Below are 3,721 nucleotides of genomic sequence, written 5' to 3' on the forward strand. Positions count from 1 at the left end.
GACGACCGTCAGCCATTGCGCCTGCAGCAACCAGATCCTGGCATCCGGATGCTGCCCGGTCTGCGACATGGAGGAAGCCGGCGTCGGCATCGGTCTCGGCGTCGACGGCTCGGCCTCCAACGACGAGTCCAATTTGATGCAGGAGGTGCGCGCGGCATTCCTGCTGCAGCGGGCGCGCTACGGCGTAGGCCGGGTCAGCCACAGGGACGCGCTGCGCTGGGCTACGCGGGGATCGGCGGCCTGCGTGGGCCGCCCCGAGCTTGGCGAGATCGCGGTCGGCAAGGCCGCCGATCTCGCGCTGTTCAGGCTCGACGAATTGCGCTTTTCGGGCCACGGCGATCCGCTCGCGGCTTTGGTGCTGTGCGGCGCGCACCGCGCCGACCGCGTCATGGTCGCCGGCAAATGGGCGGTCACCGATGGCGCCATTCCCGGCCTCGACATCGCCAGTCTGATCCGCCGCCACAGCACCGCCGCGCGCGCAATGCAGGCGGGGTGAGGCCAAGGCCGTCATTGCTGTCACTGCGGAGGCCGTCATTGCGAGCCAACGGGTCGGCGCAACGCGCCGCCCGATGACAGGCTCCGCGAAGCAGTCCATCTTGCAACACGCACAGGTCTCTCGATTGCCTCCTTGCAAGCGCCATGACTACAGACGTCAGTTCGCAGTCTCGCGGCGCGGTGCGCCCGAAGTTTTGCCGGACCATTGCGCCCTGAAGACAGAGGGCGCGCGGGAATGCCGGGTGCCCGATGCACCCGCAGCCTCGTGTGCGACTTGGTGGTGTCGATAAAAGCACACGAGTATTCACAGCGGTCGCACCGGAAATCACCCGGCATCCCCGCACGCAGTGGTTTTTCAGCTTATACGTGCTCTCCCCGGCGACGAATATCCTTCTTGCCACCGTCGCCCCGCGGATGATGGCTCATCTGCCCGGTCGGGCCGATGCTTGCCTCCGCGAGACTTGACACCAGCAACGGGTGCCAGGACCACACGATTTCGCCGACCGTGACGGCGTCGTTCGTCCGCGTGATGCTGACCGCTCACAGACCTCAGTCCGCCCTGCAATCGCGTGTCACGCCCGACACCGCCACGTCCACCGCATCCCGTCCCCCGCGTCCGTGACGATGACGGACGCCCCTCAGGTGGGAACGAAACATGAACACGAGTACCGGTGATTTTGGACGGCGGCAAGCCGGATTTTTCGACACCATCGAGGTTATGCACAAGCCATCCACAAGATTGGCGCTGCGCGCGTCGTGCGCGTTCGGCTCGCCCGTGATCCCTCACATTCCAGTGCGTTTGGCCGCATGGCGGCCCTCGCGCGGGCTCTGACGACGGAGCAGCGCGAACGTCAGCCGTCCGTTGCTGGCAGTAGACCAGAAGCGCCTGCCGGCGATCGGAACGACGCGATCAGCGCGGCACGGACGTGTCGCGTCGGCGCAGTTCGTCGAGCACGTCGCGTAACTATGCAGGAACGTATGTCAACCTAATCACGTCCTCGTCAATGAGATCGCTGGTCAGCAGGCGGAGCGGCGGCCGGGGACCGGTGAAGAATGGCTTGCCGCCACCAAGCACGACCGGGTGGAGATAGATTCGATACTCATCGATAAGACCAAGGTCGCCCAAGGTTCGCGCCAGGTCTGGTCCGCCAACGTCAATTTCACCAACGCGCTCAGACTTCAGCCCGCGCATGGCCGCATCGAGGTCGCCCTCGACGAGAGTGGCGTTGGGACCGACTGCCGTCAGCGAACGCGATACGACCCACTTCGGCTGGCTGCGCCACGCCGTTGCGAAATCGCGTTCTCCCGCGTTCCACTCGGTATGGTCGTCGTCCCAATAGCGCATCACCTCGTACAGGCCGCGACCGTACACACTGCCCGCCTGGTTGCGCGCCTGCTCGATGAAATGACGGAACAGCGCGGGGCTTGGTGCAAACGCCATATGATCGACGTAGCCGTCCAAAGACTGGTTCATTCCAAAGACGAGCTTCGCCATGCTACAATTCTCCATCTCAGGCTTTTTGGGTTAGCGCGAGCCGACGTCGCACAGAAGTGGTTGGACATAGTACGGGGCGACGAGGCGATCGTAGGAGAATATGGGAGCGGGGAGAATAGGGGACCACTATTTCGCAACTGTTCACCCTGTGTGCCGGCCGGGTGTGAACGAGTGATGCCTCGATGACCTCAGCGGTTTTTGCGTCGATGGCTGCCATTGCGCCTGGGCCGTGCTTGCGGACGGTTCGGCCCAGCGCTGACGGCGTCTTTGCGCGGCAGCCGTCCGGCCTGGACCGGGGTCACGCGGCGGCCGAGCATGGCAGCGATCTGCTCCCGGAAGCGCGCCGCGCCGAGAACGAATCCACCATTGGTCGCCGCGCGGATCTCGTCGACAACGGTCTCGTCCAAGGCCTCGCGGAATAGGGCCCGATAGGCTTCGCGGCGCGCTTGCCTGTTACGGCCGAGCCGCACATATTGGTCGTGCGGTTCAATCATCTCGTGGGGTGGGTTAGCTTCAGCCGTCCGAATGACGGCTGAAGCGTAACCCACCGCTTCCATCACGATGCTCGGTATCGATGTCCTGGGCGCAACGGTGGGTTACGCGCCCGCCTTTGCTCTTCGAGCAAAGGCGATCGCTAACTCACCCCACGCACGCGAACTTCACGGCCAGGGCCCGCAAGTGTGCGAGATCAAGTTCGTAGTCGGTATCGGCGAAGAGGCAGACGCCACGGTTGTTGCGGCGTTGAATGATGTGGACCGGGGCGGCGGTGATCCGGGAACGACGGGGCATGAGCGCCTCCAGCAGCGGCGATGGCGGGGAGCGCAACGCAGCCAGCCGAATAAACGTGGTCCCCGTTTTCTTCCCTATTTCCGCCTGCGCAGCTCGCGCTCGAAACTCCGCCCGCCATAGGCAATCGTGACGATCTCTACCCGCGTGGCTAGCACACGGAACACGATCGTCACCCTGCGCTCAAAGCCGATAATGCGCAGACCCGGCAGGATGTCGTCGCGACGCAGGCCGCGCTCGGGAAAATCTGCCAGCGCGAGGCACGCCAACCGGATACGGCGGATATAGCCGATGGCCACAACCGGCGAGTTGGCGGCGGCAATATAGTCGTACAGTTCAGTCAACCGCCGTTCGGCACGTCGACTGAAGACGACCCTACTTGCCACGCTTGGGCGCTTTCACCCGACGGGCATGACGCGCTTCCAGCCGTTTGAAAACCGTTTCCGCCGGGACCGAAGCTCGCTTGTCGGCCATCGCGGCGTTTACTTCTCCCCGCAGCCACTCATCAAATATGGCATCCCGCTCATTCATCAGCCTCAGCGCGTCATCGATGACTTCGTTGGCGTTCTCGTAGTGTCCGCTTTCCAACTGACGTTGCAGGATCGCCTGCTGTTTGGCGCTCAGTTCGACGTTGATTGCTTTGGTGCTTGCCATGGGTTCTGTCTTTCGTTCTGTCCGAGAATAACACGGTGTGGCCCGGGGGTGAAGCAGGCGTGCCGTGCCGATCAGGCTCTTTCACCCTGTGTGCTGGGTGTGAACGAGTGATGCCTCGATGATGTCAAGGGTTTTTGCGTCGACGGTTGCCATCGCGCCTGGGCCGTGCTTGCAGACGGTTCGGCACAGCGCTGGCGGTGTCGTTGCGCGGCGGCCGTCCGGCGTGGCCCGGGGTCACGCGGCGGCCGAGCGTGGCAGCGATCTGCTGCTGGAAGCGCGCCGCGCCGAGAA

Annotated in this window: 6 protein-coding genes; 1 reads left to right on the forward strand and 5 read right to left on the reverse strand. The window is 64.0% G+C overall.

The genetic code is table 11. The annotated features are described in order from the left end of the window. Nucleotides 1–496, forward strand: a 496-nt coding sequence (locus WCB02_RS06780; protein WP_423957064.1) for an amidohydrolase family protein, incomplete at its 5' end; no start/stop codon positions are given. Between the two features lie 963 nt (nt 497–1,459). On the opposite strand, the gene WCB02_RS06785 is transcribed toward WCB02_RS06780, so the two are convergent. From WCB02_RS06785 to WCB02_RS06805, 5 genes are all read right to left on the reverse strand, one after another. Next, nucleotides 1,460–1,990 carry a dihydrofolate reductase family protein gene (locus WCB02_RS06785; protein ID WP_423957065.1) on the reverse strand — a complete coding sequence of 177 codons (531 nt, stop codon included), beginning with the start codon at nt 1,988–1,990 and terminating at the stop codon, nt 1,460–1,462. A 188-nt stretch (nt 1,991–2,178) separates the two neighbouring features. Beyond that, nucleotides 2,179–2,550, reverse strand: coding sequence for a hypothetical protein (locus tag WCB02_RS06790; protein ID WP_423957066.1), 372 nt, complete (start codon nt 2,548–2,550; stop codon nt 2,179–2,181). 79 nt (nt 2,551–2,629) lie between these two features. Then, on the reverse strand, nt 2,630–2,779 hold the full coding sequence (locus WCB02_RS06795) for a hypothetical protein (protein WP_423957067.1): 150 nt from the start codon (nt 2,777–2,779) through the stop codon (nt 2,630–2,632). Between the two features lie 74 nt (nt 2,780–2,853). After that, on the reverse strand, nt 2,854–3,162 hold the full coding sequence (locus WCB02_RS06800) for a type II toxin-antitoxin system RelE/ParE family toxin (RefSeq protein ID WP_423957068.1): 309 nt from the start codon (nt 3,160–3,162) through the stop codon (nt 2,854–2,856). Further along, nucleotides 3,152–3,430, reverse strand: a complete 279-nt coding sequence (locus WCB02_RS06805; protein WP_423957069.1) for a ribbon-helix-helix domain-containing protein — start codon at nt 3,428–3,430, stop codon at nt 3,152–3,154. Before WCB02_RS06805 ends, WCB02_RS06800 begins: the two co-directional genes overlap by 11 nt. Between the last annotated feature and the right edge of the window lie 291 nt (nt 3,431–3,721).

The organism is Bradyrhizobium sp. (assembly GCF_049581145.1).
Classification (GTDB): Bacteria; Pseudomonadota; Alphaproteobacteria; order Rhizobiales; family Xanthobacteraceae; genus Bradyrhizobium.